Origin of the sequence: Pseudomonas sp. Marseille-Q5299, assembly GCF_943737035.1 — a bacterium.
In the GTDB taxonomy this organism is placed as follows: Bacteria; Pseudomonadota; Gammaproteobacteria; order Pseudomonadales; family Pseudomonadaceae; genus Aquipseudomonas; species Aquipseudomonas putida_E.
On sequence record NZ_CALSFR010000008.1, the window covers coordinates 220,490 to 247,461 of the forward strand.

24 protein-coding genes and 2 pseudogenes are annotated in these 26,972 nt (G+C 61.8%); 19 read left to right on the forward strand and 7 right to left on the reverse strand.

Annotation, left to right across the window (positions count from 1 at the left end; translation table 11 throughout):
* Positions 1–59: 59 nt before the first annotated feature.
* Complete coding sequence (gene gbca / locus NGJ21_RS21865; protein WP_012316650.1) at positions 60–1,352, reverse strand: glycine betaine monooxygenase oxygenase subunit; 1,293 nt, start codon at positions 1,350–1,352, stop codon at positions 60–62.
* A gap of 296 nt (positions 1,353–1,648) precedes the next feature.
* On the opposite strand from gbca, the gene gbcB reads away from it, so the two are divergent.
* Positions 1,649–2,749 (forward strand): glycine betaine monooxygenase reductase subunit, encoded by a 1,101-nt coding sequence (gbcB, locus tag NGJ21_RS21870; protein WP_119687905.1) that lies wholly within the window; start codon positions 1,649–1,651, stop codon positions 2,747–2,749.
* Between the two features lie 202 nt (positions 2,750–2,951).
* Here the strand turns inward: gbcB and NGJ21_RS26160 are convergent, their stop codons facing one another.
* Together NGJ21_RS26160 and NGJ21_RS26165 are read right to left on the reverse strand one after the other, a co-directional pair.
* Positions 2,952–3,824 carry a methyl-accepting chemotaxis protein gene (locus NGJ21_RS26160; RefSeq protein WP_411269048.1) on the reverse strand — a complete coding sequence of 291 codons (873 nt, stop codon included), beginning with the start codon at positions 3,822–3,824 and terminating at the stop codon, positions 2,952–2,954.
* Positions 3,825–3,854: 30 nt separating this feature from the next.
* Positions 3,855–4,616, reverse strand: a pseudogene (locus NGJ21_RS26165) (MCP four helix bundle domain-containing protein); the annotation flags it as partial.
* Between the two features lie 237 nt (positions 4,617–4,853).
* On the opposite strand from NGJ21_RS26165, the gene NGJ21_RS21880 reads away from it, so the two are divergent.
* The 4 genes and pseudogenes from NGJ21_RS21880 to NGJ21_RS26175 all read left to right on the forward strand — a co-directional run bounded on the left by NGJ21_RS21880 (position 4,854) and on the right by NGJ21_RS26175 (position 7,456).
* Positions 4,854–5,084, forward strand: a complete 231-nt coding sequence (locus tag NGJ21_RS21880; protein ID WP_174141956.1) for a hypothetical protein — start codon at positions 4,854–4,856, stop codon at positions 5,082–5,084.
* Positions 5,081–5,383 (forward strand): cell division protein ZapA, encoded by a 303-nt coding sequence (locus tag NGJ21_RS21885; protein ID WP_012316646.1) that lies wholly within the window; start codon positions 5,081–5,083, stop codon positions 5,381–5,383. Before NGJ21_RS21880 ends, NGJ21_RS21885 begins: the two co-directional genes overlap by 4 nt.
* 180 nt (positions 5,384–5,563) lie before the next feature.
* Positions 5,564–6,592: pseudogene (locus NGJ21_RS26170) on the forward strand (HAMP domain-containing protein); the annotation flags it as partial.
* Between the two features lie 135 nt (positions 6,593–6,727).
* Complete coding sequence (locus NGJ21_RS26175) at positions 6,728–7,456, forward strand: methyl-accepting chemotaxis protein (protein ID WP_404601989.1); 729 nt, start codon at positions 6,728–6,730, stop codon at positions 7,454–7,456.
* A 106-nt stretch (positions 7,457–7,562) separates the two neighbouring features.
* On the opposite strand, the gene NGJ21_RS21895 is transcribed toward NGJ21_RS26175, so the two are convergent.
* Positions 7,563–8,603: a threonine aldolase family protein gene (locus NGJ21_RS21895; RefSeq protein ID WP_161871141.1), complete on the reverse strand. Its 1,041-nt coding sequence runs from the start codon at positions 8,601–8,603 to the stop codon at positions 7,563–7,565.
* 324 nt (positions 8,604–8,927) lie between these two features.
* Here NGJ21_RS21895 and NGJ21_RS21900 point away from each other — a divergent pair, with 324 nt between their 5' ends.
* From NGJ21_RS21900 to fdhA, 7 genes are all read left to right on the forward strand, one after another.
* Positions 8,928–10,181: a serine hydroxymethyltransferase gene (locus NGJ21_RS21900; protein WP_046787512.1), complete on the forward strand. Its 1,254-nt coding sequence runs from the start codon at positions 8,928–8,930 to the stop codon at positions 10,179–10,181.
* Positions 10,182–10,196: 15 nt separating this feature from the next.
* On the forward strand, positions 10,197–11,447 hold the full coding sequence (locus tag NGJ21_RS21905) for a sarcosine oxidase subunit beta family protein (protein ID WP_012316642.1): 1,251 nt from the start codon (positions 10,197–10,199) through the stop codon (positions 11,445–11,447).
* Positions 11,448–11,461: 14 nt separating this feature from the next.
* A complete protein-coding gene (locus NGJ21_RS21910; protein ID WP_046787513.1) occupies positions 11,462–11,797 on the forward strand; it encodes a sarcosine oxidase subunit delta in 336 nt (111 codons plus the stop codon).
* Complete coding sequence (locus NGJ21_RS21915) at positions 11,794–14,811, forward strand: sarcosine oxidase subunit alpha (protein ID WP_119687904.1); 3,018 nt, start codon at positions 11,794–11,796, stop codon at positions 14,809–14,811. Before NGJ21_RS21910 ends, NGJ21_RS21915 begins: the two co-directional genes overlap by 4 nt.
* A gap of 159 nt (positions 14,812–14,970) precedes the next feature.
* A complete protein-coding gene (locus tag NGJ21_RS21920; RefSeq protein ID WP_046787515.1) occupies positions 14,971–15,603 on the forward strand; it encodes a sarcosine oxidase subunit gamma in 633 nt (210 codons plus the stop codon).
* Positions 15,604–15,613: 10 nt separating this feature from the next.
* The gene (purU, locus tag NGJ21_RS21925; RefSeq protein WP_012316638.1) at positions 15,614–16,471 is read left to right on the forward strand and encodes a formyltetrahydrofolate deformylase; all 858 of its coding nucleotides are present in this window, start codon (positions 15,614–15,616) and stop codon (positions 16,469–16,471) included.
* Between the two features lie 273 nt (positions 16,472–16,744).
* Positions 16,745–17,944 carry a formaldehyde dehydrogenase, glutathione-independent gene (fdhA, locus tag NGJ21_RS21930; RefSeq protein ID WP_008095899.1) on the forward strand — a complete coding sequence of 400 codons (1,200 nt, stop codon included), beginning with the start codon at positions 16,745–16,747 and terminating at the stop codon, positions 17,942–17,944.
* 35 nt (positions 17,945–17,979) lie between these two features.
* On the opposite strand, the gene NGJ21_RS21935 is transcribed toward fdhA, so the two are convergent.
* Positions 17,980–18,927, reverse strand: a complete 948-nt coding sequence (locus NGJ21_RS21935; protein WP_251962669.1) for an RHS repeat-associated core domain-containing protein — start codon at positions 18,925–18,927, stop codon at positions 17,980–17,982.
* A gap of 111 nt (positions 18,928–19,038) precedes the next feature.
* The gene (locus tag NGJ21_RS21940; RefSeq protein ID WP_119687902.1) at positions 19,039–19,920 is read right to left on the reverse strand and encodes an RHS repeat-associated core domain-containing protein; all 882 of its coding nucleotides are present in this window, start codon (positions 19,918–19,920) and stop codon (positions 19,039–19,041) included.
* A 409-nt stretch (positions 19,921–20,329) separates the two neighbouring features.
* Here NGJ21_RS21940 and NGJ21_RS21945 point away from each other — a divergent pair, with 409 nt between their 5' ends.
* The 3 genes from NGJ21_RS21945 (at position 20,330) to NGJ21_RS21955 (ending at position 21,627) form a co-directional block, all read left to right on the forward strand.
* The gene (locus tag NGJ21_RS21945; RefSeq protein WP_119687901.1) at positions 20,330–20,578 is read left to right on the forward strand and encodes a hypothetical protein; all 249 of its coding nucleotides are present in this window, start codon (positions 20,330–20,332) and stop codon (positions 20,576–20,578) included.
* Between the two features lie 18 nt (positions 20,579–20,596).
* The gene (locus tag NGJ21_RS21950) at positions 20,597–20,869 is read left to right on the forward strand and encodes a DUF3077 domain-containing protein (RefSeq protein ID WP_012316633.1); all 273 of its coding nucleotides are present in this window, start codon (positions 20,597–20,599) and stop codon (positions 20,867–20,869) included.
* Between the two features lie 182 nt (positions 20,870–21,051).
* Entirely contained in the window at positions 21,052–21,627 is a 576-nt protein-coding gene (locus tag NGJ21_RS21955) for a DUF2780 domain-containing protein (protein WP_115273077.1), read from the forward strand.
* Between the two features lie 19 nt (positions 21,628–21,646).
* Here the strand turns inward: NGJ21_RS21955 and yihG are convergent, their stop codons facing one another.
* Positions 21,647–22,534, reverse strand: coding sequence for a 1-acylglycerol-3-phosphate O-acyltransferase, YihG family (yihG, locus tag NGJ21_RS21960; RefSeq protein ID WP_115273076.1), 888 nt, complete (start codon positions 22,532–22,534; stop codon positions 21,647–21,649).
* Positions 22,535–22,716: 182 nt separating this feature from the next.
* On the opposite strand from yihG, the gene rloA2 reads away from it, so the two are divergent.
* From rloA2 to creD, 4 genes are all read left to right on the forward strand, one after another.
* Positions 22,717–23,217 carry a retropepsin-like aspartic peptidase RloA2 gene (gene rloA2 / locus NGJ21_RS21965; protein WP_012316630.1) on the forward strand — a complete coding sequence of 167 codons (501 nt, stop codon included), beginning with the start codon at positions 22,717–22,719 and terminating at the stop codon, positions 23,215–23,217.
* Positions 23,218–23,417: 200 nt separating this feature from the next.
* On the forward strand, positions 23,418–24,098 hold the full coding sequence (gene creB / locus NGJ21_RS21970; RefSeq protein ID WP_115273075.1) for a two-component system response regulator CreB: 681 nt from the start codon (positions 23,418–23,420) through the stop codon (positions 24,096–24,098).
* On the forward strand, positions 24,098–25,531 hold the full coding sequence (gene creC / locus NGJ21_RS21975; protein ID WP_251962670.1) for a two-component system sensor histidine kinase CreC: 1,434 nt from the start codon (positions 24,098–24,100) through the stop codon (positions 25,529–25,531). Before creB ends, creC begins: the two co-directional genes overlap by 1 nt.
* 108 nt (positions 25,532–25,639) lie before the next feature.
* Complete coding sequence (gene creD, locus NGJ21_RS21980) at positions 25,640–26,968, forward strand: cell envelope integrity protein CreD (protein WP_125924601.1); 1,329 nt, start codon at positions 25,640–25,642, stop codon at positions 26,966–26,968.
* Positions 26,969–26,972: the final 4 nt, after the last annotated feature.

Genomic DNA, 26,972 nt, shown 5'->3' on the forward strand with positions numbered 1-26,972 from the left:
CAATCTTGGAGCGAGCTTGAGCCAGTGGCGGGCGCCACTGGCCGAAGGTGAACGGCTACTTACTGAGCCTGCACTTCCTTGAGGTACGCAGCCGGCTCTGCACCAAGGTTTTCCAGCACGCGCTGGCTGTACCAATCGATGAAGTTCACCACACCAAACTCATAAGTCTTCGAGTACGGCCCTGGCTGGTAAGCCGTGGAGTTGATGCCCCGCTGGTTCTCTTCCGCCAAACGGCGGTCCTGGTCATTGGTGGCATCCCACACCTTGCGCATACGTTCAGGGTCGTAATCGACACCTTCGACGGCATCCTTGTGCACCAGCCACTTGGTGGTGACCATGGTCTCCTGGGCGCTGATCGGCCACACGGTGAAGACGATCATGTGGTCGCCCATGCAGTGGTTCCACGAGTGCGGCAGGTGCAGGATGCGCATCGAGCCCAGGTCCGGGTTCTTGATACGGCCCATCAGCTTCTGGCAGGCCTGCTTGCCGTCCATGGTCATCGATACGGTGCCCTTTAGCAGCGGCATGCGCACGATGCGGTTACGCAGGCCATGGCTCTTGTGCAGGTACGGGATCTTCTCGGCTTCCCAGGCGGCGGCGGAGGCGGCCACGTGGTCCTTGAATTCCTGGCTGGCGCGCGGGTCGTTGGTGTCGTCCCACTCCAGCAGGGTTTGCAGCAGCTCCGGGTGTGAGCCGGAGCAGTGGTAGCACTCGCGGTTGTTTTCCAGCACCAGCTTCCAGTTGGCCTTTTCCATCAAGGTGGTTTGCACTGCCACCTTGGTGTTCTCCATGTCATACGGTTCCATGTAGTGGTCCAGGGTGGCCAGGAACTCGTCGATAGCAGGTGGGTTTTCCGCCAGGCTGATGAAGATGTAGCCACCGGCGACCTTTACGTTCACAGGTTTCAGGCCGTATTCCTTCATGTCGAAGTCGGCGCCCATTTCAGTACCTGCGAACAGCAGGCGGCCGTCCAGTTCATACGTCCACTGGTGGTAATGGCAGACCAGCTTCGCCACTTTGCCTTTCTCGCTGACGCACAGGCGCGAGCCGCGATGGCGGCAGACGTTGTGGAAGGCATGCACCTTACCTTCGCTACCGCGCACCACGATGATCGGGTTCTTGCCGATCTGCAGGGTGATGTAGTTGCCCTTGGCCGGGATTTCGCACGTCATGCCGGCAATCAGCCATTCCTTGTGGAAGATCTCCTGCATGTCGATCTGGAACAGACGCTCGTCGGTGTAGAACGGCTGGGGCAGCGAGTAGGTGCGCTCGCGGGTCTGCAGCATCTCGGCGGTGGCCTTGCGTGCAGGTTCCAGTGGATCGCCCAGGCTCAGGGTTGCGGTGACGTCCATCGTGTAATCCTCGGGGCCGTATGCGGCCGGCAAAAGGTGGCTAATCGTTGTTGTGGTGCCGCAAGAGCATCTGTCAAAAAACAGCAGGTTCTTTTGCCGTGGAGTGTGCGTCCGAAGACGCCGCGAACCGTATCCATGGGCGACATGGCCGATTTGAATTACGACGTCCCAGCCCTTGTAGCACGGGGCTGGTCGCGATAAGCACGCCGATGTCGCAGGCAGGAATGTGCGGCGCCTTCAGCTTGCGCATTATCGCAGCCATGAAAAGGGCCAATTGTCGGCCGCTGGAGATGAACATGTCCGATACTTTCCTCAATCCGGTCACCACCCAGACCTGGGCCAATGGCCGCCACATCGTGCGCTGCGTCAAGGTCATCCAGGAGACCTGGGACGTGCGCACCTTCTGCTTCATGGCCGACCAGCCGATCATGTTCTTCTTCAAGCCTGGGCAGTTCGTCACCCTGGAGCTGGAGATCGAAGGCAAGCCGGTGATGCGTTCCTATACCATCTCCAGTTCGCCGTCGGTGCCCTACAGCTTCTCGATCACGGTCAAGCGGGTGCCAGGCGGGCATGTGTCCAACTACCTGCACGACACCATGCACGAGGGCTTTGAAGTGCCGGTGCATGGCCCGGTGGGTCTGTTCAACGCCATCGACTTCCCGGCGGGCAAGGTGCTGTACCTCTCCGGCGGTGTCGGTATCACGCCGGTGATGTCCATGGCGCGCTGGTTCTACGACACCAACGCCAATGTCGACATGGTCTTCGTGCACAGCGCCCGCTCGCCCAAAGACATCATCTACCACCGCGAACTGGAGCAGATGGCGTCACGCATCCCCAACTTCAGCCTGCACATCATTTGCGAGAAGCACGGCCTGGGTGAGCCTTGGGCGGGTTATCGCGGCTATCTGAACCAGCGGCTGATGGAGTTGATCGCGCCTGACTACATGGAGCGCACGGTGTTCTGCTGCGGCCCGACGCCATACATGACCGCGGTCAAGCGCATGCTCGAGGCTGTCGGCTTTGACATGAAGAACTACCACGAGGAGTCGTTCGGCGCGACGCCGGCAGAGGCCAAGGCCGATGCTGTGGAGCATGCCGAGCAGGCGGCCGATGCGCCGGAAGTGGACGTGTCCGAGCTCAACCTGGTGGAGTTCATCGGCAGCGAGAAGAGCATCCGGGTTGCCCCGGGCGAGACCGTGCATGCGGCGGCGGCCAAGGTTGGCCTGATGATTCCAAAAGCCTGCGGCATGGGCATTTGCGGGACGTGCAAGGTGCTCAAGCTGGGCGGGGAAGTGGAGATGGAGCACAACGGCGGTATCACCGAAGAGGACGAAGCCGAGGGCTACATCCTGTCGTGCTGCAGCGTACCGAAAGGGGATGTGCGGATCGATTACTGATCCGGAAATTGCTGGGGCTGCCTTGCAGCCCAATCGCCGGCAAGCCGGCTCCCACAAGGTTCGGCAGCGCTGCTGTCAATGGCACAGCTGGCACAGATCTTTGTGGGAGGTTCGGCAGCGCTGCTGTCAATGGCACAGCTGGCACAGATCTTTGTGGGAGCCGGCTTGCCGGCGATTGGGCCGCAAAGCGGCCCCGGCGATTTCAGGTACGAAAACGTGCCACCAGCCCATTCAAATCCACAGCCAGGCGCGACAGCTCTGCACTCGCTGCGCTGGTCTGGTGCGCCCCGGTTGCGCTCTGCACCGACAGGTCATTGATATTCACCAGGTTGCGGTCCACTTCGCGCGCCACTTGGGCCTGTTCTTCCGCCGCGCTGGCGATTACCAGGTTGCGTTCATTGATCTGCGCCACTGCCCCGGCAATGGTGTCCAGCGCCATGCCGGCACCCTTGGCGATGTTCAGCGTCGACTCGGCGCGTTCGGTGCTGGTGCGCATCGATTCGACCGCCTGTTCGGTGCCGCCTTGGATGCTGCCGATCATCCGTTCGATTTCGCTGGTCGACTGCTGGGTGCGGTGGGCCAGTGCGCGCACCTCGTCTGCCACCACGGCAAAGCCACGGCCTGCTTCACCCGCGCGGGCTGCCTCGATCGCGGCGTTGAGCGCCAGCAGGTTGGTCTGGTCGGCCAAGCCACGGATGACATCCAGTACCTTGCCGATGTCGCGCGACTGTTCGGCCAGGTGGGTGATCAGTTTGGCGGTAGCCTGCACATCACCGCTCATCCGCTCGATGGCACCCACGGTTTCCAGCACCAGGTCACGGCCGTCGCCGGTCGAGCGGCTGGCTTCGCTGGAGGCTTCTGAGGTGCTTACCGCGTTACGTGCCACTTCCTCGACGGCGCTGGTCATTTCGGTCACCGCCGTGGCGGCCTGCTCGATTTCGTTGTTCTGCTGTTGCAGGCCACGCGCGCTCTCGTCGGTAACGGCGTTCAGCTCTTCTGCGGCCGACGCCAGCTGGGTAGCGGAGCCAGCAATCAGCTGCAGGGTGTCGCGCAATTTTTCCTGCATGCGCGCCATCGCGCGCAGCAGGCGCGCGGCCTCATCGGTGCCTTCGGCGCGGATGGTATGGGTCAGGTCACCGTCGGCAATCTGCTCGGCGGCTTTGAGGGCTTCGTCGATGGGCTTGACGATGCTGCGGGTTAGCAGCAACGCGCAGAGGAAGGTCAGCACGGCTGCGGCAATCAGCAGGCCGATCACCAACGCGAAGGCCGCGGCATACTGATTGGCAGCGGTTTCGTTGGTTGCGCGCGTCTGTTCTGTGTTGATGCGCACCAAGGTGTTCATGACTTTGTTGATCTGCTCGGAGTTGGCCAACAGGTCGCGGTTGAGCAGGCCACGCAGTTCGTCGGTGCGGTTGGCCTGGCTCATGCTGCGCATGCGTGCTTCCAGTTGGCGGTACTGGTTGAGCAGTTCGGTGTACTGGTCGAAGGCGGCCTGTTCGTCAGCCGCGCTGATCAGTGGCAGGTAGGCCTGGCGAGCACGGTCGATCTCGGCGTTGCGCTGGTCCAGCAGGTTGAAGGTGTCGCGCTGGACTTCCGGCTCGCGGTTGAGCAGCAAGCGGTAGGAGAGGGTGCGCAGGCGCAGGTTGAGCGAGGTCAGTTCGTCCAGGGTCTTGATACTGGGCACGCTGATGTTTTCGATGGCAAGGCCCGCCTGGCGGATGTTGCCCATCTGCATGAGCGAGAAGACACCAAGGCCGAGCATGAGCAAGCCGATCAGGGCGAACCCGAGCAAGGCGCGCGGGGCGATATTCATGTTGCGTAGGGACATGGAAGGAGGAATCCAGACAGAGAAGTGGACGCGTTCCATGCGACGAAATATGACTTGCCTGGCTATCGGTCGTGACCGGCCAGTCTTGAGCGTGAACGGGGAAAGTTGTGAGCCAGCTATCCATTTACCTGACCAGCGGTTGACCCAGGTCGGAACAAGGGGCCCGATACCCTGTCAATCTGCGGGTTAGAAACCTTGAGAATCCGATATTTAATGGCGATGGCTCACACTTTTCTTTATCGTGTGCGCCCTTTGCAACAACCCGAGATAGACCCCATGCTGGAAGCCTCCCTGAATCAACTCGAGCAACTGGTCAGCGACCTGATGCAGAAAAACGCTCAACTCACCGAGCACAACACCACCCTTGGCCAGGAACTGGCCCAGGCCAAGGAAGAGAACGAAACCCTGCAGCTGTCGCTGATGGAGCAGGAAGAGAAGCAAGGCGCCACCGCCGCGCGCATCCAGGCGTTGGTTGAGCGCGCCAGTGCAGGTGTCGTCGGCGCATGAGACTGCAAGCGCAGCCGGTCAATGTCGTGTCGATCCTCGGCAACGACTATTCGATCAAGGCGCCCGAAGGCCAGGAAGAAACCCTGGCGCAGGCGGTACGCATGCTCAACACCGCCCTTGCCGAAACCAAACGTTCGTACCCGACCCTGATCGGCGACAAGCTGCTGGTGCTGGCCGCCCTGAATCTGTGTTCCAAGCAGGTTGAACTGCAGAAGGAACATCAGCAGACCCTGGAGCGTACCCAGGCGCAGATCGACGCCACGGTGGACGCGATCGTTCGGACCATCGCCGAACAGTAAGAGCCACCTTGAACGCTGTGGGGACGGGCTTGCCTGCCCCACAGCGTCTTCATCCTTGTTGCAGATCACTGGTACAACTGGATACCTGAGTGTATACACTTTCCCCCAAACAAAAATTCCTGGGGAGGAAGGGGCATGGGTATCTGGCGTCGAAGTATCCAGTGGCAGTTGATCGCGAGCATGGGCGCGGCCCTGCTGGCGAGCATCCTGGTGGTTGTGATCATTTTCACCGTGGCGCTCAACCGCCTCACCGATCGCTACCTGGTGGACACGGCGCTGCCGGCCAGCATCGAAGCCATCCGCAACGATATCGAGCGAATGCTTGGCCAGCCGCTGGTGGCCGCAGCCGACATTGCCGGCAACACGCTGCTGCGTGATTGGCTGGCAGATGGTGAAGACGCTGGCGAACTGCCGCGCTTTGTCGAATACCTGCAGGCCGCCAAGCAGCGCAACCAGGCCTTCACCACACTCTTCGCCTCGACCGAGACCGGCCACTACTACAACGAGAATGGCCTGGACCGCACCCTCAGCCGCGACAACCCCAAAGACAAGTGGTTTTACGGCTACATCGACAGTGGCGCCGAGCGCCTGATCAATATCGATATCGACGGCGCTACCGGCGAGCTGGCGCTGTTCATCGACTACCGCGTGGAAAAGGACGGCAAGCTGGTCGGTGTGGCCGGCATGGGCCTGCGCATGACCGAGCTGTCGAAACTGATCCACGACTTCAGCTTTGGCGAGCACGGCAAGGTGTTTCTGGTACGCAACGATGGCTTGATCCAGGTGCATCCGGACAATGCCTTCAGCGGCAAGCGACAGCTCGCGCAGCAGCTTGATGAAAAGGCCGCCAAGGCGGTGATCAGTGGTGAGCCGGGTTTGCGCACCAGCCGGTTCCAGCGTGATGGCGAAGACTATCTGGCCTTGGGCTTGCCCTTGCGCGACCTGAACTGGACCTTGGTTGCCGAGGTGCCGGAGGCAGAGATCTATGCGCAGATGCGTCAGGCGCTGTGGCTTACCACGTTGATCGGTGGGGGTGTGGCGCTGCTCTCGTTGTTGCTGGTGGTGCTGCTGGCGCGGGGGCTGGTGCGGCCTATTCGCCGTGTGACCGCCGCATTGGTGCAGATTGGCAGCGGTGCCGGTGACCTCAGCCATCGCCTGGACGATTCGCGTCAGGACGAACTGGGCGATCTGGCACGCGGCTTCAACCGTTTTCTCGACAGCCAGCGCGGGCTGATCGGCGAGGTGCTGCGCACCACCGAGCGCTTGCATCGGGCGGTCGAACAGGTGACTCAGGTAGTGGACAACACGGCCGAACGTTCCGGACGGCAGCAGGAAATGACCGAAATGGTTGCCACCGCCGTGCACGAAATGGGGCTGACCGTGCAGGACATTGCGCGCAACGCCGGCGATGCTGCGCAGGCTTCGCAGTCAGCGCGGGACGAAGCCTTGCAGGCGCGTGAAGTGGTGCGACGGTCGATCCAGGGTATTGAGGGCATGTCAGGTGACATCGGCAAGGCTGCGGATGCGGTGGCGCAATTGGCCGACGAAGTCGCCTCTATCGATGAAGTATTGGCGGTGATCCGCAGCATTTCCGAGCAGACCAACCTGCTGGCGCTCAACGCTGCCATCGAGGCGGCGCGGGCAGGGGAGATGGGGCGTGGCTTTGCCGTGGTGGCAGATGAGGTGCGGACGCTGGCACGCCGTACCCAGGTGTCGACGGATGAAGTCCAGCAGATGATCCAGCGCCTCAAGCACGGGGCAGGTTCGGCGGTCACGTCGATGCAGGCGGGGCAGCAGGCGACGGGCAGTGGCGTGGAGTCGAGCCAGCGAACCGGGGCCTCGTTGGGGGCGATTACCGACCAGGTCGAGCACATCAGCGACATGAACCATCAGGTGGCCACGGCGACGGAAGAGCAGTCGGCGGTGACCGAGGAGATCAACCGGACGGTGCAGGGGATTTCTGACCTGGCCAGGGAAACGGCGGCGGAAGTGCAGGGGTGTCGCGAGGAGTGCCAGGCGTTGCGTGGGCTGGCCGATGATCTTGCGCGGCAGATGGGCGGGTTCAAACTTTAGATCGCTGGGGCCGCTTTGCGGCCCATTCGCGACACAAGGCCGCTCCTACAGACGATTGGAGCGGCCTTGCGTCGCGAAAGGAGGGCAAAGCCCTCCCGGCAAGCTGTCAGGCGATGATGATGTTGCGGATATCCGCCGCCAACTCGCGCACGCGTGCCTCTTCGGTATCCCATGAGCACATGAACCGCGCCCCGCCACTGCCAATGAAGGTGTAGAACCGCCAGCCCTTGCCACGCAGTGCTTCCAGCGCCGGCTCCGGCATCTGCAGGAACACCCCGTTGGCCTCCACCGGGAACATCAGCTCCACCCCCGGCAGGTCACTCACCAACGACGCCAGCAACTGCGCGCAATGGTTGGCGTGGTTGCCATGGCGCAGCCAGGCGCCGTCTTCCAGCAGCCCGACCCAGGGCGCCGACAAAAAGCGCATCTTCGAGGCCAGTTGCCCGGCCTGCTTGCAGCGGTAGTCGAAGTCTTCGGCCAGGTCGCGGTTGAAGAACAGGATCGCTTCACCCACCGCCATGCCGTTCTTGGTGCCGCCAAAGCACAGCACATCCACGCCCGCCTTCCAGGTCAGCTCGGCCGGGCTGCAGCCTAGGAATGCGCAGGCATTGGTGAACCGCGCGCCGTCCATGTGCAGGTTCAGGCCCAGCTCCTTGCAGGTGGCGCTGATCGCCTTGAGCTCATCGGGGCGGTACACGGTGCCCACTTCGGTGGCCTGGGTGAGGGTCACCACACGCGGCTTGGGGTAGTGGATGTCCTGGCGCTTGAGCGCCACTTCACGGATCGATTGCGGCGTCAGCTTGCCGTTGACGCTAGGCGCGGTGAGCAGCTTGGAGCCGTTGGAGAAAAACTCCGGCGCGCCGCATTCGTCGGTCTCGACGTGGGCGGTCTCGGAGCAGATCACGCTGTGGTAGCTCTGGCACAGCGAGGCCAGGGCCAGCGAATTGGCGGCGGTGCCGTTGAAGGCGAAAAACACTTCGCAGTCGGTTTCGAACAGCTCGCGGAAGTACTGGGCGGCACGCTCGGTCCACTGGTCGTCGCCGTAGGCGCGGTCGTGGCCCATGTTGGCCTTTTCCATCGCTGCCCAGGCTTCGGGGCAGATACCGGAATAATTGTCGCTGGCGAATTGTTGGCTTTTATCTGTCATGACACGGTCCTGTGAACAACGCAGAACAGCACTCTAAACCATCGATTCAGCGGTTGCCTATGTAGGAGCGGCCTTGCGTCGCGAAAGGGTCGCGACGCGACCCCAGCCATTGCTCAAGCGCTGCTGAAGCTTGGGGCCGCTGCGCGACCCGTTCGCGACGCAAGGCCGCTCCTACAGGGATTTGCGCAACCGACGGGTGAATGTCGTAAACGCGCCATTGCAAGGCGTGCGCAGGCATCTGACCCACCCCGGCCAGTCATACCATCGCCATAAAGGGCCACAGTGCCTTACAGACAAGAAACGATCGCTGCCGGGAGAACCACGATGTTCAGCAAGCAAGACCAGATCCAGGGTTACGACGACGCACTGCTGGCGGCGATGAATGCCGAAGAACAGCGCCAGGAAGATCACATCGAGCTGATCGCCTCGGAGAACTACACCAGCAAGCGCGTCATGCAGGCCCAAGGCAGCGGCCTGACCAACAAGTACGCCGAAGGCTACCCGGGCAAGCGCTACTACGGTGGCTGCGAGCACGTAGACAAGGTCGAGGCGCTGGCCATCGAGCGCGCCAAGCAGCTGTTCGGCGCCGACTACGCCAACGTTCAGCCACACTCCGGCTCTTCGGCCAACAGCGCCGTGTACCTGGCTCTGCTGCAGGCCGGTGACACCATCCTGGGCATGAGCCTGGCCCACGGCGGCCACCTGACCCACGGCGCCAAAGTGTCGTCCTCGGGCAAGCTCTACAACGCCGTGCAGTACGGCATCAACACCGACACTGGCCTGATCGACTACGACGAAGTCGAGCGCCTGGCCGTCGAGCACAAGCCGAAGATGATCGTTGCCGGCTTCTCGGCCTATTCCAAGACCCTCGACTTCCCGCGTTTTCGCGCCATCGCCGACAAGGTCGGTGCGCTGCTGTTCGTCGACATGGCCCACGTTGCCGGCCTGGTTGCCGCTGGCCTGTACCCGAACCCGATCCCGTTCGCCGACGTGGTGACCACCACCACCCACAAGACCCTGCGCGGCCCACGTGGCGGCCTGATCCTGGCCAAGTCGAACGAAGAGATCGAGAAAAAGCTCAACGCCGCAGTATTCCCCGGCGCCCAGGGCGGCCCGCTGATGCACGTCATCGCCGCCAAGGCTGTGTGCTTCAAGGAAGCTCAGGAGCCTGAGTTCAAGAGCTACCAGAAGCAGGTCATCGACAACGCCCAGGCCATGGCCCAGGTGTTCATCGACCGCGGCTACGACGTGGTCTCCGGCGGTACCGACAACCACCTGTTCCTGGTCAGCCTGATCCGCCAGGGCCTGACCGGCAAAGATGCCGACGCTGCCCTGGGCCGCGCGCACATCACCGTCAACAAGAACGCCGTGCCGAACGACCCGCAGTCGCCGTTCGTCACTTCCGGCCTGCGCATCGGCACCCCGGCTGTCACCACCCGCGGCTTCAAGGTCGCCCAGTGTGTGGCCCTGGCCGGCTGGATCTGCGACATCCTCGACAACCTCGGTGACGCTGACGTCGAAGCCGATGTGGCGAAGAACGTTGCGGCCCTGTGCGCCGACTTCCCTGTTTACCGCTGAGTGGAGTAAACGACCATGCAACGCTACTCGGGCTTCGGCCTCTTCAAACACTCCCTCAGCCACCACGAGAACTGGCAGCGCATGTGGCGCACGCCGACCCCTAAAAAGGTCTACGACGTGGTCATCGTCGGCGGTGGCGGCCATGGCCTGGCCACGGCCTACTACCTGGCCAAGGAACACGGCATCACCAATGTCGCGGTGGTCGAGAAAGGTTACCTGGGCGGCGGCAACACCGCCCGTAACACCACCATCGTGCGTTCCAACTACCTGTGGGACGAGTCGGCGCAGCTGTACGAGCACGCCATGAAGCTGTGGGAGGGCCTGTCCCAGGACATCAACTACAACGTGATGTTCTCCCAGCGCGGCGTCTACAACCTGTGCCACACCCTGCAGGACATTCGTGACTCCGAGCGCCGCGTCAGCGCCAACCGCCTCAACGGCGTCGATGGCGAACTGCTCAACACTGCCCAGGTCGCGGCCGAGATCCCGTACCTGGACTGCTCGAAGAACACCCGTTACCCGATCCTCGGCGCTACCGTTCAGCGCCGTGGTGGCGTCGCCCGTCACGACGCCGTGGCCTGGGGTTACGCCCGTGCCGCCGACGCCCTGGGCGTGGACCTGATCCAGCAGACCGAAGTGATCGGTTTCCGTAAGGAAAACGGTGCAGTGATCGGTGTGGAAACCAACAAAGGTTTCATCGGCGCCAAGCGCGTCGGCGTGGTCACTGCCGGTAACTCCGGGCACATGGCCAGGCTGGCCGGCTTCCGCCTGCCGCTGGAATCGCACCCGCTGCAAGCACTGGTGTCCGAGCCGATCAAGCCGATCATCGACAGCGTGATCATGTCCAACGCCGTGCACGGCTACATCAGCCAGTCCGACAAGGGCGACCTGGTGATCGGCGCCGGTATCGACGGCTGGGTCGGCTACGGCCAGCGCGGTTCGTACCCGGTGATCGAGCACACCCTGCAGGCCATCGTCGAGATGTTCCCCAACCTCTCGCGCGTACGCATGAACCGCCAGTGGGGCGGCATCGTCGACACCTCGCCGGACGCCTGCCCGATCATCTCCAAGACCCCGGTCAAGAACATGTTCTTCAACTGCGGCTGGGGCACCGGCGGCTTCAAGGCGACCCCGGGCTCGGGCAACGTCTTCGCCGCAAGCCTGGCCAAAGGCGAGATGCACCCGCTGGCTGCGCCGTTTTCCATGGACCGTTTCTACAACGGCGCACTGATCGACGAACACGGCGCCGCCGCCGTCGCCCACTAACCGGAGACACCGTCATGTTGCATATTTTCTGTCCCCACTGCGGCGAGCTGCGCTCCGAAGAAGAGTTCCACGCCTCTGGCCAGGCGCACATCGCCCGCCCGCTGGACCCCAACGCCTGCTCCGACGAGGAGTGGGGCACCTACATGTTCTTCCGCGACAACCCGCGCGGTATTCACCATGAACTGTGGGACCACGTTGCCGGCTGCCGTCAGTACTTCAACGTCACCCGCGACACCGTGACCTACGAAATTCTGGAAACCTACAAGATCGGCGAGAAGCCGCAGGTGACCGCAGGCGGCAAGCAAAGCAGCGCACCGTCGACCGCCAAAGGCCAAGGGGAAAAAGTATGAGCCAGACCTATCGCCTCGCCAGCGGCGGCCGTATCGACCGCAGCAAGGTCCTGAACTTCACCTTCAACGGCAAGACCTACCAGGGTTATGCCGGTGACAGCCTGGCCGCCGCGCTGCTGGCCAACGGCGTCGACATCGTTGGCCGTAGCTTCAAGTACTCGCGCCCACGCGGCATCATCGCCGCCGGTACCGAAGAGCCGAACGCCATCTTGCAGATCGGCTCCAGCGAAGCCACGCAGATCCCCAACGTGCGCGCTACCCAGCAGGCGCTGTACGCAGGCCTTGTCGCCACCAGCACCAACGGCTGGCCGAACGTCAACAACGACGTCATGGGCATCCTCGGCAAGGTCGGCGGCAGCATGATGCCGCCGGGCTTCTACTACAAAACCTTCATGTACCCGAAATCGTTCTGGATGACTTACGAGAAGTACATCCGTAAGGCGGCAGGCCTTGGCCGTGCGCCGCTGCAGAACGACCCGGACAGTTACGACTACATGAACCAGCACTGCGACGTGCTGATCGTCGGCGCCGGCCCTGCAGGCCTGGCCGCTGCCCTGGCCGCTGCGCGCAGCGGTGCCCGGGTGATCCTGGCCGACGAACAGGAAGAGTTCGGTGGCAGCCTGCTCGACAGCCGCGAGACCCTCGACGGCAAACCGGCCGCTGACTGGGTCAACGCCGTGGTCAAAGAGCTGGAAAGCCTGCCGGAAGTGACCCTGCTGCCACGCGCCACGGTCAACGGTTACCACGACCACAACTTCCTGACCATTCACGAGCGCCTTACCGACCACCTCGGTGACCGCGCGCCGATCGGCCAGGTTCGCCACCGTGTGCACCGTGTACGTGCCAAGCGCGTTGTACTGGCCGCCGGCGCCCACGAGCGCCCGCTGGTGTACGGCAACAACGACGTGCCGGGCAACATGCTGGCCGGTGCTGTCTCCACTTATGTGCGCCGCTACGGCGTGGCGCCGGGCCGCAAGCTGGTGCTGTCGACCAACAACGACCATGCCTACCGCGCTGCGCTGGACTGGCATGACGCTGGCCTGCAGGTCGTCGCCATCGCCGACGCCCGCCACAACCCCCGTGGTTCGCTGGTTGAGGAAGCCCGTGCCAAAGGCATCCGCATCCTCACTTCCAGCGCTGTGATCGAGGCCAAAGGCAGCAAGCATGTCACCGGTGCCCGCGTGGCGGCCATCGATGTGCAGGCACACAAGGTCACCAGCCCAGGCGAAACCCTCGAATGCGACCTGATCGCAACCTCCGGCGGCTACAGCCCGATCGTCCACCTGGCCTCGCACTTGGGCGGTCGCCCGGTATGGCGTGACGATATCCTTGGCTTCGTGCCCGGTGATGCGCCGCAGAAGCGCGTGTGCGTGGGTGGCATCAACGGCGTGTATGCACTGGGCGATGTGATTGCCGATGGTTTCGAAGGCGGCGTGCGCGCCGCCACCGAAGCCGGCTTCAAGGCTACCACCGGCACGCTGCCAAAGACCGTTGCACGCAAGGAAGAGGCCACCGTGGCGCTGTTCCAGGTGCCGCACGACAAGGGCAGCAAGGGGCCGAAGCAGTTCGTCGACCAGCAGAACGATGTGACCGCCGCCGGTATCGAACTGGCCACCCGCGAAGGCTTCGAGTCGGTCGAGCACGTCAAGCGCTATACCGCGCTGGGCTTCGGTACCGACCAAGGCAAACTGGGCAACATCAACGGCCTGGCCATCGCCGCCCGTTCGATCGGTATCACCATTCCGGAAATGGGCACCACCATGTTCCGCCCCAACTACACGCCGGTGACTTTCGGTGCGGTAGCGGGCCGTCACTGTGGCCACCTGTTCGAGCCCGTGCGCTTCACTGCCCTGCATGCCTGGCACGTGAAGAACGGCGCCGAGTTCGAAGACGTCGGACAATGGAAGCGCCCTTGGTACTTCCCCAAGGCCGGTGAAGACATCCACGCCGCCGTGGCCCGTGAGTGCAAGGCCGTGCGCGACAGCGTGGGCCTGCTCGACGCCTCGACCCTGGGCAAGATCGATATCCAGGGCCCGGATGCCCGCGAGTTCCTCAACCGCATCTACAGCAACGCCTGGACCAAGCTCGATGTGGGCAAGGCCCGTTATGGCCTGATGTGCAAAGAAGACGGCATGGTCTTCGACGACGGCGTTACCGCCTGTGTCGGCGACAACCACTTCTACATGACCACCACTACCGGCGGCGCCGCACGCGTGCTGCAGTGGCTGGAGCTGTACCACCAGACCGAATGGCCAGAGATGAAGGTGTATTTCACCTCGGTTACCGACCACTGGGCCACGCTGACCCTGTCCGGCCCCAACAGCCGCAAGCTGCTCAGCGAGCTGACCGACGACATCGACCTGGACAAGGACGCCTTCCCGTTCATGACCTGGAAGGAAGGCACTGTCGGTGGCGTACCTGCCCGTGTGTTCCGTATTTCGTTTACCGGTGAGCTGTCGTACGAAGTCAACGTGCAGGCCAACTACGCCATGGGCGTGCTGGAAAAAGTCATCGAAGCCGGCAAGAAGTACAACCTGACCCCGTACGGCACCGAAACCATGCACGTGCTGCGTGCCGAGAAGGGCTTCATCATCGTTGGCCAGGACACCGACGGCTCGATGACCCCGGACGACCTCAACATGAGCTGGTGCGTGGGCCGCAATAAACCGTTTTCGTGGATCGGCCTGCGTGGCATGAACCGCGAGGACTGTGTGCGGGAAAACCGCAAGCAACTGGTGGGCCTCAAGCCTGTGGACCCGACCAAGTGGCTGCCCGAAGGCGCCCAGTTGGTGTTCGACCCCAAGCAGCCGATCCCGATGGACATGGTCGGCCACGTCACCTCCAGCTACGCGGCCAACTCCCTGGGTTATTCGTTTGCCATGGGTGTGGTCAAAGGCGGCCTGAAACGCATGGGCGAGCGCGTTTATTCGCCGCAAGCCGATGGCAGCGTGATCGAGGCAGAAATCGTGTCTTCGGTGTTCTTCGACCCGAAGGGTGAGCGGCAGAACGTTTGACTCCGGGCCCTGTGACGAGCCGGCTGGCCCAATCGCCGGCAAGCCGGCTCCCACAGGATCGATGCAGTTGTGAAGGTAGGTGCGGTCCCTGTGGGAACCGGCAAACACACCCTGCAAGCTGCGTCGTATCGACGACCAAGAATTCAAGGCAGGTAAGAAATGAGCGCTATCAACGTCTTCCAGCAAAACCCCGGCGCCGACGCCAAAGCTCAGTCGCCGCTGCACCACGCCGACCTGGCCAGCCTGGTTGGCAAGGGCCGCAAGAACGCAGGCGTAACCCTGCGTGAAAAGAAATTCCTCGGCCACCTGACCCTTCGTGGCAACGGCCACGACCCGGAGTTCGCCGCAGGCGTGCACAAGGCCCTTGGCCTGGAGCTGCCAGTGGCCCTGACCGTGGTCGCCAACAGCGACATGTCGCTGCAGTGGCTCGGCCCTGATGAGTGGCTGCTGATCGTCCCTGGCGGCCAGGAGTTCGCCGTCGAGCAAAAGCTGCGCGCGGCCCTTGAAGGCCAGCACATCCAGGTGGTCAACGTCAGCGGCGGGCAAAGCCTGCTGGAGCTGCGCGGCCCGCACGTGCGCGAAGTGCTGATGAAGTCCACCAGCTATGATGTTCACCCGAACAACTTCCCGGTCGGCAAGGCGGTGGGTACCGTGTTCGCCAAGTCGCAGCTGGTGATCCGCCGCACGGCCGAGGACACCTGGGAGCTGGTGATTCGCCGCAGCTTCGCCGATTACTGGTGGCTGTGGCTGCAGGACGCTTCTGCCGAATACGGCCTGAGCATCGAAGCCTAAGGAGAGCAACATGAGTCGGGCACCGGATACCTGGATTCTCACCGCCGACTGCCCGAGCATGCTCGGCACCGTCGACGTGGTGACGCGTTACCTCTTCGAGCAGCGCTGCTACGTCACCGAGCACCACTCCTTCGATGACCGGCAGTCGGGGCGCTTTTTCATTCGCGTCGAGTTCCGCCAGCCGGACGATTTTGACGAGGTCGGTTTCCGTGCCGGCCTCGCCGAGCGCGGTGATGCGTTCGGCATGGCGTTCGAGCTGACCGCACCCAATCACCGCCCCAAGGTGGTGATCATGGTGTCCAAGGCCGACCACTGCCTGAACGACTTGCTCTATCGCCAGCGCATCGGCCAACTGGGCATGGACGTGGTCGCGGTGGTGTCCAACCACCCCGACCTCGAGCCGCTGGCGCACTGGCACAAGATTCCCTATTACCACTTCGCACTCGACCCCAACGACAAGGCCGGGCAAGAGCGCAAGGTGCTGGGGGTGATCGAGGAGACCGGCGCCGAGCTTGTTATCCTTGCCCGCTACATGCAGGTGCTGTCGCCTGAACTGTGCCGGCGCCTGGACGGCTGGGCGATCAATATCCATCACTCGTTGTTGCCGGGTTTCAAGGGCGCCAAGCCTTATCACCAGGCGTACAACAAAGGTGTGAAAATGGTGGGTGCCACGGCGCACTACATCAACAACGACCTGGATGAAGGGCCGATCATTGCCCAGGGGGTCGAGGTGGTGGATCACAGCCATTACCCCGAGGACCTGATTGCCAAGGGGCGTGACATCGAATGCCTGACCTTGGCGCGGGCGGTCGGGTATCACATTGAGCGGCGGGTGTTTCTCAACGCCAACCGTACTGTCGTTCTCTGAACAATTCTGGGGCTGCTGCGCAGCCCTTTCGCGACACAAGGCCGCTCCTACAGGCGATTCGCGTCCCCTGTAGGAGCGGCCTTGTGTCGCGAAAGGGCCGCAAAGCGGCCCCCGCTTTTGGCCTGCCGTAAAAAGGCATCCCCCTGTCGTTTTCAGTCAGTGCCTTGCGCTCCATCAAGCCCACAATTCCCTGCATTCCAGCAACACATGTCGCCCATGGACGGCGGCGCTTCAACCAACGCTGCATAAATACAAATCAAGCGAGGTAAGAGCATGTCTGGCAATCGTGGAGTGGTGTACCTGGGCGCTGGCAAGGTCGAGGTGCAGAAGATCGACTACCCGAAGATGCAGGACCCGCGCGGCAAGAAGATCGAGCACGGCGTCATCCTCAAGGTGGTCTCCACCAACATCTGTGGCTCCGACCAGCACATGGTCCGCGGCCGCACCACTGCCCAGGTCGGCCTGGTCCTGGGCCACGAAATCACCGGTGAAATCGTCGAGATGGGGCGTGACGTCGAACGCCTGAAAATCGGCGACCTGGTGTCGGTGCCGTTCAACGTCGCCTGCGGCCGCTGCCGCTCCTGCAAAGAGATGCACACCGGTGTCTGCCTCACCGTCAACCCGGCCCGTGCCGGCGGTGCCTACGGTTATGTCGACATGGGCGACTGGACCGGCGGCCAGGCTGAATACGTGCTGGTACCGTATGCCGACTTCAACCTGCTGAAACTGCCCGATCGCGACAAGGCCATGGAGAAGATCCGTGACCTGACCTGCCTGTCCGACATCCTGCCAACCGGCTACCACGGTGCCGTGACTGCTGGCGTAGGCCCAGGCAGCACCGTTTACGTCGCAGGTGCTGGCCCGGTCGGCCTGGCTGCCGCCGCCTCTGCCCGCCTGCTGGGCGCTGCCTGCGTCATCGTCGGCGACCTCAACCCATTGCGCCTGGCACACGCCAAGTCCCAGGGCTTCGAAGTGGTCGACCTGTCCAAGGACACCCCGCTGCACGAGCAGATCATCGATATCCTCGGTGAGCCTGAAGTGGATTGCGCCGTCGATGCCGTAGGCTTCGAAGCCCGTGGCCATGGTCATGAAGGCGCCAAGCACGAGGCCCCGGCTACCGTGCTGAACTCGCTGATGCAGGTGACCCGCGTTGCCGGCAACATCGGTATTCCTGGCCTGTACGTGACCGAAGACCCGGGCGCGGTGGATGCTGCCGCCAAGATCGGCGCGCTGAGCATCCGCTTTGGCCTGGGCTGGGCGAAGTCGCACAGCTTCCACACCGGCCAGACCCCGACCATGAAATACAACCGCCAATTGATGCAGGCGATCATGTGGGATCGCATCAATATCGCCGAGGTCGTAGGCGTGCAGGTGATCAGCCTGGATCAGGCGCCAGAAGGGTATGGCGAGTTCGATGCCGGGGTGCCGAAGAAGTTTGTGATTGATCCGCATAAGACGTTTAGTGCGGCTTGACTCTGATAAGGATGCCCTCTATTGAGGGCATCTCTTTATTGGGGGCGCGGCACTCTGATACTGACACTCTTATCATTTAGCCACGCCGTATCGGGTGATTGTGATGCCATGCTTTTTCGCCATAGTGCTTCTCCGGCGTTGGCAATCGCTTCGTTTTGGTTCATGAGTTCGGCAGCCTTGCTGCGATAATCCAAGCTTGGCGCTTTGTTGCCTTCTTCATGCAGCCTGATCAACACTCCAATTTCCGCGCGATTGCGTTTGAAAGTCCCTAGGTCCGTAGCTTTGATGTGGACTTTTTCAATTGAGCTGCCGGGGTTGCGGAATACCTCCAACACGCTGACGTGCGTAGAGCCTTCCTTGACAGGGTTGTCTGCCAGGACCCTGCGTGGCTTTTGCAGTGTCGAGTCGATCAGCGCCTTACGGTGAGCTGATTTGTCGAACCCTGGGGGTCTCATCCAAGTACCCGCTGAACTCGCCATGTTCTTCTTCGTCTGCAGGATTTGGCCATTGCGCAGATACAGACGTACATGGCCGCTTGGGTCGCTGCTGTTGACCGGGTCGCCTTCGCAATAGCAGTAAGCATTCAACCCACCCTGCCCGAATGGGCTCCAGCTGTCTGCAGCCAGGAAACGTCTCAGGCGCGGAGAATAGCTGCGGTATCCAAGCCCAAGTAGGTAGGAGGCCGCACCTGGCACGTAAGCTTCGCCATTGAATCCAAGCGTTATTCGCATCGAGGGCAAGTTCGGATCATGCCCGTAGGCTGAAAAGTTGTGGCCTTCCAGGTCCTCCGTATCTTGAACGTTGAGAACGGAACCCTTGTCATCGGTTGCCAGCAACCCAGTGCCAACTGTTTCGCCGGTTTGAACCTCAGCCAAGGGCATGCCGTCATTGCGCAAGATGGAGCGTTGCTGGTTGCCCTGTTTTACGGTGACGAGCTTCCCGTTTTGGTAGAAAAAAAGTGAGCTGTTCGCGGACTGATTCATGATTCGGTCACCTGTTGATCTAATTGTCGATTTTGGTTCTGGCGCTGGTCTGAGTTGTAATGATGGTTGATTTGGTGAGCGTGGCAGGCAAGCCATATTGTACGAGTGCTGTTATTCGTGGCGAATGTCGCGGGCAGTTTGGGACGGCCATACGTCTTGATTGGGCGGAGCCGAAGTAAATTGTGGTGCTGGCTCTAGCCTGTGTTTGGTAGTTAAATCTTGGATACGCTGTTTTCTTTTATTAAAAATTTCAAGTCTTTCTGAGAATAACTTAGCGGGTACAGTTGAGAGGTCGTATGTATTAAAATCTCGGAGGTCGGATTGCTGCAGTTGCAATAGGCCTTGACGCTCAGAGCGAGCTATCTGCTGTATATATGGATTTGTTGAAGGTTCTGTTTGTTTTCTTGCCGTTTCCGCTGGGCTATTTTTTCGTGATGTTTCCTGTTCAACCGGAATGCGCTGCGATTTGGGCGTGCGACCAAAAAATTTGTTTTTGATGCCCTTGTAGAAACTTCTGAACGGCTTGAGAAAAACAGGCACGTGGCCGGAGGGGTCAACTTTCCCTACAGGGTCACCGTTACAATACATGTAAGAATTCAAGCCGCCCTCCGCGAAGGGGCTAAGGCCGTCAGGAGCATAGAAACGCATCAGAGCAGGGTCATAGGTGCGATATCCATTACCTAGCACGTAGTGTCCATATGGTGTCGGATGCTGGCCGTTGAACCGTAATATAGCGCGCGCGCTAGCGTTGGCAGCGTCGTGCCCATAAGCGGTATACACCAGTGGTTCTCGTTCTCCGTTGCAACTTCTACCCAGTACAGAGCCACTTTGGTCTATAGCTAGAAGGGCAGGGCCTCCCGCCAGTTTGATATCACTTTCTGCTAGTGGAGCCTCGCCAGTACGAAAGATCGCGTGCTGTTGCGCAGCTTGTTTGATGGTGATGAGCTTTCCATTCTGGTAGAAAAATTGTGCAGTATCCGCCTGCCTTTTCATTAAGGACCTCCCGGGACCATCACTAGTGCTGATTGGTACTACAGCAGGATATTGGTCGCGAGCGAGATCGGCGGCTACTGGCAAAAATGATAGGTATGCGGAAACTGCCCACGTAGCGATGGGTAATTTCCTACTTACTCGTTGAGGTAGTAGGAAATACCCTACGCATTCTGTCGACCGCCATCTGATTGCCCCTGGAATCCTCACCCTCTAGCCTGTTCGAGTCGCTGAATGGTTCAGCGATCGGGTGTGGAAACCCGGTAGTCATGTGGAAGTTGTCGTTATGGCAGCTGTACGCGGGAGGTCTTCGGACCTGCCGGGTTTTCCACATGCCTGGTTTTCCACCCCGTGTACAGCTGCCGCCCAATGTGTGGAAACGAAGGGGGCAGCTCACAAATGTGGAGCCGTCATGAAAAAAATAGTCCCCGATCCACCCAGCCTCAAACTGTTCAACACCCTCTATTCCTCCATCCACCCCGAGCTGATCCCACCCGAGGCCTTGGCGGTCGCCAGCGAGATGCTGCTGGGTATTTCGGAAGTCGTCGGCGAGTATTGCCGCGCGCATACCGGCGAGCCGGGCGTGCACATGCTCACCAATGCCGTGCACAGCGCCGATACCGCACATGCGTTGATCGAGCATGCGCTTGAGCGCATGTGAAGGTTTGGGGGCAATACGATGAGTGAAGACACACACGCAAACATGACCGTTGGCGTCGAGACGTTCTGCGAGGCCGGTGACAAGCCTTGCCATATTTTCCGGGTGATGCCGGGCGTGCCGTTCGAGCACGCCTATGAACAGGTGTCGGTGCTGCTGGGGTACATCAAGCACCTGGTGCGCGAAGGTGATATGGAGGATGACCACAAGCTGCTCGGTGCGGCGGATTACCTGAGTGCATTTGCCAAGGCAATCATGGATGACATCGAAATTGCCCGGAACAGGGTGCGTTGATTACCTGAGGCTGGCAGTCGGGCTGCTGGGGCCGCTTTGCGGCCCTTTTGCGACACGAGGCCGCTCCTGCAGCTGAACGGGGGCTGATGCGGGCCTGCCCGATGCGCGGCCCGGAACAAACCTCTGAACACTCAGTCGAATGCCTCGTTTCCCAGGCCATTCCGGCCTACGAGGTCCCCCCGATGAAAGCATTCACCCTGGCAACCCTGATGACCCTGGCCGCAAGCCCGGTGTTCGCCTTCAACCTCAGCGATGCCGCCAATGCTGTGTCGGCCGTGCAAAACCAGAATCAGCAAGCCCAGGTGCAGGCGCCTGAGGCCCAGGCCAATCTGCTCAACACCCTGGGCAGCGAACTTAACATCACCCCGGAACAGGCCGTGGGCGGGGCAGGGGCGATGCTGGGGCTGGCGCGCAACAACCTGAGCAGTGACGACTACGGTCAGCTGACCCAGGCTGTGCCGGGGCTGGACTTGCTGTCTGGCGCCGCCATGCTGGGCGGGTTGAGTGGGCTGGGCGAAATGCTGGGCAAGAACAGCCAAAACCAGTCGGCATTGAGCAATGCATTGGGTAACAACGTTGAGAACCGCAGCGACCTGGACAATGCCTTCAAGGCGCTGGGTATGGATACGGGCATGATCGGGCAGTTCGCGCCGTTGATTTTGCAGTACCTGGGCCAGCAGGGGATTGCCGGTTCATTGCTGCAAAATCTGGGCAGCCTGTGGACTACCCCGGCGCCTTTGGCTCAGCCGTCGGTGTGAGGGCCTTATAGGGCCGCGGTCAGCCCATCTCCCCGCGCAACTGCTCGATCCGCTGGTCCTTCTCAACCCACAGCTGATTCACCCAGGCCTGTACTGCCTGGCGGAACGCCGGATCATTCTCGTAATCCCCTGCCCACAGGGCAGGGTCAAGCTCTCGCACCTGAATGTCGATGATCACCCGGCTGATGCTGCCGTTGAGCAGGTCCCAAAACCCCGGAGCCTTGTTGCCGGGGTAAACGATGGTCACGTCCAGCAGCGCATCGAGCTGCTCGCCCAGCGCCGCCAGCACGAACGCCACGCCGCCGGCCTTGGGCTTGAGCAGGTAACGGTATGGCGACTGCTGTGCCTGGCGTTTGGCCTCGGTGAAGCGGGTGCCTTCCAGGTAGTTGACCACAGTCACCGGCTGGCGCTTGAACAGCTCGCAGGCGGCTTTAGTGATTTCCAGGTCCTTGCCCTTGAGCTCGGGGTGCTTCTCCAGAAACGCCTTGCTGTAGCGCTTCATGAACGGGTAATCCAGGCCCCACCAGGCCAGCCCCAGCAGCGGTACCCAGATCAGCTCCTTCTTGAGGAAAAACTTGAAGAACGGCGTGCGGCGGTTGAGGCTTTCGATCAGTGCAGGGATGTCTACCCAGGTCTGGTGGTTGCTCACGGCCAGGTAGGAGGTGTCCTTGCGCAGGCTCTCGACGCCGCGGATGTCCCATTGGGTAGGGATGCACAGGGCGAAAATGGCCTTGTCGATTTCCGACCAGGCTTCAGCGACCCACATTACGGCAGCGGAGGCATAATCACGCCACCGGCCCGGCAGCACCAGTTTGAGCAGGGCGAAGACCAGCAGCGGGCAGATCAGCACCACGGTGTTGAGCAGCAGCAGGATGGTCGTAAGAATGCCGGTCAGCAGGCGACGCATAGGGAAACTCTTGTTGTGGGATTTGAACGGGCGGCAATGATAAGCAGCGCCGCAGCCTACGCCAAATGTCCAATGCCCAGCGGCGCGGACAAATGTTTCACATTATGTTGTTTACCCTTGTGACAGCGAACCTATCCTGCTTGCACAGTCTAAGCACTGACCCCATTCAAGGAAGCCTGCCTGTGAAACCAATGCTAGCCCTGTTGTCGCTGTTGGCGCTGCCGGTAATGGCCGCAGAACCTACGCTTTACGGCCGTTATGAGAACATCTCCCTGCCTGAACTCGGCGAAACCCTGAAGGCCAAGATGGACACCGGGGCCTACACCGCTTCGCTGTCGGCCAAGGATATCGAGCGCTTCACGCGCGATGGCGAGGATTGGGTGCGCTTCCGCCTGGCGACCAAGGAGTCCGACGGCAAGGTGTACGAGCATAAGGTTTCTCGCATCAGCAAGATCAAGAACCGCGCCGACGAAGACGATGAAGGCGATGCGCCCGAGCTTTCGCGCAGGCCGGTAATCGACCTTGAGTTGTGCCTGGGGGATGAGAAGCGCACCGTAGAAGTGAACCTGGTCGACCGCAGCAGCTTCAACTATCCGTTGCTGGTGGGGGCCAAGGCGTTGCGCGAGTTCAAGGCTGCGGTAAACCCGGCCAAACGTTTCACTGCGGGCAAGCCTGACTGCTGATCCGCAGGGCGACGCGCTCTTCATGTAGGAGCGGCCTTGTGTCGCGAAGGGGCGCGCAGCGGCCCCAAAATATCCACAGCAGCACAGATATTGGGGCCGCTGCGCGCCCCTTCGCGACACAAGGCCGCTCCTACAGAGGATTGCGTCTTCATTGAAACTTGCCTATATGTCCAGCTTCGCCCTCAGCAAGGCCGGATGCCATGCCCCACATTCTCATCGTCGAAGACGAAGCCGCCATCGCCGATACCCTGATCTACGCCCTGCAGGCCGACGGCCACAGCACCGCGTGGGTGACCCTGGGCACCGCGGCCCTGGAGCAGCAGCGCCAGCGGCCGGCCGACCTGGTGATCCTCGATATCGGGCTGCCCGACATCAGTGGTTTTGACACCTGCCGCCAGCTACGCCGATTCACCGAGGTGCCGGTCATGTTCCTCAGCGCCCGGGACGGTGAAATCGACCGGGTGGTAGGCCTGGAAATAGGCGCCGACGACTATGTGGTCAAACCCTTCAGCCCGCGGGAAGTGGCGGCTCGGGTGCGGGCGATCCTCAAGCGCATGGCGCCACGGGCCGAGCCACCCGCCGAAACGGCAGTGTTCCAGCTCGACACCCTGCGCATGCTGATCAGCTACCGCAGCCAGCCGCTGAGCCTGACCCGCCACGAATTCCGTTTGCTGCAATGCCTGCTGGAGCAACCGCAGCGTGTATTCAGCCGCGAACAGTTGCTCGATGCGCTGGGAGTGGCCTCCGACGTGGGTTACGAGCGCACCATCGACAGCCATATCAAGAGCCTGCGCGCCAAGCTGCGGCAGGTGGCTGCCCATGCCGAACCGATCCAGACCCACCGTGGGCTGGGTTACAGCTACAGCCCGGAACACGCCTGATGCGCCTGGGCATTCGGATCTTTCTGGTGTACTTCCTGTTCGTCGGCTTGGCGGGTTACTTCCTGCTCAATACGGTGCGCGAGCAGATTCGCCCCGTGGTACGCCAGTCTTCCGAGGAAACCCTGGTAGACACTGCCAACCTGCTGGCCGAGATCCTTCACGATGACGTCAAGGCCGGCACCCTTGCCCAGAGCCGCCTGCCTGAGGTGCTCAAGGCGTATGGCTTGCGCAGCCCCGGCGCGCAGATCTGGGGCCTGGCCAAAAACCAGGTCAGCCACCGCATCTACGTTACCGATGCCCAAGGCATCGTGCTGCTCGATTCCAGCGGCCAGGACCTGGGCAAGGACTATTCGCGCTGGAACGACGTGTACCTGACGCTGCGCGGCCAATACGGTGCCCGTTCCACTCGCAGCGTCGAAGAGGATGAAAGCACCTCGGTGATGCACGTGGCCGCGCCGATCGTTGACCAGGGCAAGGTTATCGGCGTGGTCACCGTGGCCAAGCCCAACAGTTCACTGCAGCCGTACATCGACCGTTCCGAACAGCGTTTGCTTGGCCTGGGGTTGGGGCTGATCGGCATGGGCCTGTTGGTCGGCGCCGCGCTGTCCTGGTGGCTGGCCCGCTCCCTGCGCAGGCTGGCCCGCTATGCGCAGGCGGTCAGCGAAGGCCAGCGCGCCGCGCTGCCTTACTACAAGGGCGGTGAGCTGGCGCACCTGGCCAATGCGGTGGAGCGCATGCGCACACAGCTTGAGGGCAAGGCGTATGTCGAACGCTACGTGCATACCCTGACCCACGAGTTGAAGAGCCCTTTGGCGGCTATCCGCGGTGCGTCTGAATTGCTCCAGGGTGATATGCCGGCCGAGCAGCGGGCGCGTTTTGCCGGCAACATCGAGCGCGAAAGCGAGCGGCTGCAGCAGATGATCGAGCGGTTGCTCAACCTGGCGCGGGTCGAGCAGATGCAGGCGCTGGAAGATGAGCAGCAGGTTGCCTTGGCGGCGTTGGTCGATGAGCTGCTGCTGGCGCATGCCGCCCGCATCGACGCAAGCGGCTTGCAGGTGCGCCAGCGGGTGCCGGCGGGGTTGTGGCTGCTGTGCGATCCGTTTCTCATGCGCCAGGCATTGGCCAACCTGCTCGACAATGCGCTGGATTTCACCCCGCCGGGCGGCGCGCTGCTGTTCGAGCTGGAGCGCGATGGTGAGCGTGTGGCGCTGAGCCTGTTCAATCAGGGGGAGGCGATACCCGCCTACGCCATCGGCCGGGTTGCCGAGCGTTTCTATTCGCTGCCGCGGCCGGGGAGTGGGCGCAAGAGTACCGGGCTGGGGTTGAACTTCGTGGCCGAGGTGATGCAACTGCATGGCGGGGCGCTGGCGGTGAACAACGTCGATGGCGGGGTACGCGTCAGGCTTTGGCTGCCGGAGCAGCGCATAAGCTGAGGTTGTCGGGGCCGCTGCGTTGCCCCAAAAAACACCGAATCTCCACACAATCTCCCCAAGGCCTCCACGCAGGGCGCAGACACTGCGCCCACTGCCACAGGAGGCCCCATGAACAAGACCCTCGGTTTCAAGCTCGGCACCATTGCCCTGCTGATTTTACTGTTGCTGATTCCCCTGTTGATGATCGACAACCTGATCGACGAGCGCCAGAACCTGCGCGACGGTGTGTTGCACGACATCGCCCGTAGCGCCAGTTTCGACCAGCAGATCAGTGGCCCGCTGCTGGTGGTGCCGTACCGCAAGGTGCAGCGCCGCTGGATCGACAAGGACGGCCAGAGCGTGCAGGAGACCAGCACTATCGCCGGCCACTTGTACTTCCTCCCGGAAACCTTCGATGCAGACCTAGGGGTGGACACCGAACTGCGTAAGCGGGGTATCTACCAGGCGCGGCTGTTCCATGCCCAAGGGCGTCTTTCGGGGCGTTTCCAGCTGCCGGAGCGCTGGGGCATCGACAAGGACTTCGATGACTACCGCTTCGACAAGCCGTTTCTGGTGGTTGGCATCAGCGACATCCGCGGCATTGAAAATGCCCTGGAACTCAACATCGATAACCAGCGCCTGGCGTTTGAAGCCGGTACCGGGCTGGACTGGCTGCGCAGTGGCGTGCACGTCGCGCTGCCGCAACTGGATGGCCAGCAGGCCCGCGGGTTCAACTACGGTTTCGATCTGGCACTGCAAGGCACCGGGCAACTGCACCTGTTGCCAGTGGGCCGCACCAGCAGCGTGGACATGCGCGCCAACTGGCCGCACCCCAGCTTCGTTGGCAGTTACCTGCCCAACCGCCGCGAAATCGACGACAAAGGCTTCAGCGCGCACTGGCAGACGTCATTCTTCGCCACCAACCTCGAAGATGCCCTGCGCCAATGTGCCAGCGGCGGGCAGTGTGCGGAGTTCAGCGAGCGGACCTTCGGGGTAAGCTTCATCGACCCGGTGGACCAATACCTCAAGAGTGAGCGGGCGATCAAATACGCGTTGTTGTTCATCGCCCTGACCTTTGCCGGTTTCTTCCTGTTCGAGGTGCTGAAGAACCTCAGTGTGCACCCGGTGCAGTACATCCTGGTGGGGGTGGCCCTGGCGTTCTTCTACCTGCTGCTGCTTTCGTTGTCCGAGCACATCGGGTTTGGCCTGGCATATGGCCTGTCGGCCTCGGCCTGCGTGTTGCTGCTCGGCTTCTACCTGAGCCACGTATTGCGCAGCCTGGTGCGTGGGGTGGGTTTTGCGGCGGGGTTGGCGGTGTTGTACGCGATGCTCTATGGGCTGCTCAGTGCCGAGGACTATGCGCTGTTGATGGGGTCGCTGCTGTGCTTTGGCTTGCTGGGTGTGTTCATGGTGCTGACCCGTCGCCTGGACTGGGCGCGGGTGGGGAGGGCGGCATGAGGGA